Below are 1,596 nucleotides of genomic sequence, written 5' to 3'. Positions count from 1 at the left end.
TGGAAAAGGAAGGAAAGCGTGCCATTTACGTAGGTATCGAAAACGGCTACCCCATTGGCAATGACCTTTCCAATGTGGAGGAATATTATGATAAGGGGGTACGGTACATTACCTTGGTGCATTCCTCTAACAACGACCTGGCCGATTCGGGTGAACTGCTCCTCGGTCAACTGCGAGAACTGCGAAGTGTGGTTTAGTGGCATTTTCTTTGGGCATGTTGCATAATAGACAATAATGGGAGTAAAATATTGAATGCGTTGAGAGACTCAGAAAGAATGGAATACCATGAATACGAGCTACCAAGTAGAAATGATAAGCTTAGAAGAACTTGTGCCGTGTGGGCACGTGTACCGTAAGTTTTTAAAACTGTTGGATTTGAAGAGTATAGGGTATCGGCTAAAAAGACTTGAGAGTCAGAGGGGAGCCAAGGGGTATGGGATGGAAACGCTATTTCGCTGTTTATTGCTACAATTTATAGAAGACCTGAGTGATCGAGAGCTTGAAAAAATGATTCAAGAGAATACAGCGGCCAAGCTGTTTTGTGAATTTTCACTCAAAGATACTACGCCAGACCACACGGTATTTACGCGTGCTCGCAAGAGAATAGGAACTAAAGAGTTGAGTAAGATGTTTGCCAAGATGCGAGACCAGCTAAGGGCAAAAGGATATATGAATGAGGTATTTAACTTTGTAGATGCGAGCCACCTTGTTAGTAAAGCAGCCTTGTGGGAAGAACGCGATGAAGCAATACGCCAACGATATGAAAAGCTCAACAACCAGACTGTTGCTAAGGTGGCTTCTGATAAGCAGGCACGCTTTGGTTGCAAGGGAAAGACAAAATTTTGGTACGGTTATAAAGAGCATGTGAGTATGGATATGCAAAGTGGACTGATTAATAAAATAGCGATTACGGCAGCTAATGTCACAGATGCCAAAGGATTGAAGCATATTCGACCGAAACGAGGAGCAGTATATGGAGATAAAGGATATTGTATCAAGCCCGCTAGAGAGGTGATGGAAAAGTATGGGCTTCATGATGCTACGGTTAAGCTCAATCATATGAAGGTCAAAGACCGACACAAAGACCGCTGGCTTAGCGGGATAAGAAGTCCTTATGAGCGGGTGTTCTCAGGGAGAGATCGAAGAGTGAAATACAAAGGTATTGAGAAGAACCAATTTAAAGCGTTTGGCAGAGCAATTGCCTTTAATCTCAAACGACTTGTGAAGCTACAGGCACACGATGAGGGTCTTTGCCTAGCGTGAGCAGTGCCCTAAAATCGGCTAAAAACCATGAAAGCATGGAATGAGAGCCAAATAAGCCTGCAATAAACAGATAAAAAGCAATATTTTGGAACCTTCTCACTTCATTCAACAAAAAATTCACATTCTGCAACATGCCGTTAAAGGACTTTTGGGCAACAGAAGCCTCGTTTCGTTGGATCATGGTAGCATTTAACTTGATGCAAATTTTTCAGCATCTGGCGTTGAATCAAGGGAAACGGTATCACCTCAAAACCTTAAGAACCCACTGCTTTGCAATAGGAGGGTGGGTATCAAAACACACGAGAAAAGAGGTTCTAAAACTCTCATTATCGG

The 1,596-nt window shown here is 42.8% G+C and carries 3 protein-coding genes; all 3 read left to right on the top strand.

The window, feature by feature from the left end:
* Positions 1-197, top strand: a 197-nt coding sequence (locus tag AAGA18_16260) for a membrane dipeptidase (protein ID MEM9446895.1), incomplete at its 5' end; no start/stop codon positions are given.
* An 88-nt stretch (positions 198-285) separates the two neighbouring features.
* Positions 286-1,263 (top strand): transposase, encoded by a 978-nt coding sequence (locus tag AAGA18_16255; protein MEM9446894.1) that lies wholly within the window; start codon positions 286-288, stop codon positions 1,261-1,263.
* A 131-nt stretch (positions 1,264-1,394) separates the two neighbouring features.
* On the top strand, positions 1,395-1,596 hold a 202-nt coding region (locus AAGA18_16250), incomplete at its 3' end, for a hypothetical protein (protein ID MEM9446893.1).

It is taken from the genome of Verrucomicrobiota bacterium (assembly GCA_039192515.1).
GTDB lineage: Bacteria > Verrucomicrobiota > Verrucomicrobiia > Methylacidiphilales > JBCCWR01 > JBCCWR01.
Note: the sequence above shows the minus strand (reverse complement) of the source record. Positions and strands in the feature narration are given on the sequence as shown.

What these genes read in the sequence shown, in the direction of transcription:
- AAGA18_16255 (MEM9446894.1), top strand. Translation starts at nt 286, where the DNA reads ATGAATACGAGCTACCAAGTAGAAATGATAAGCTTAGAAGAACTTGTG.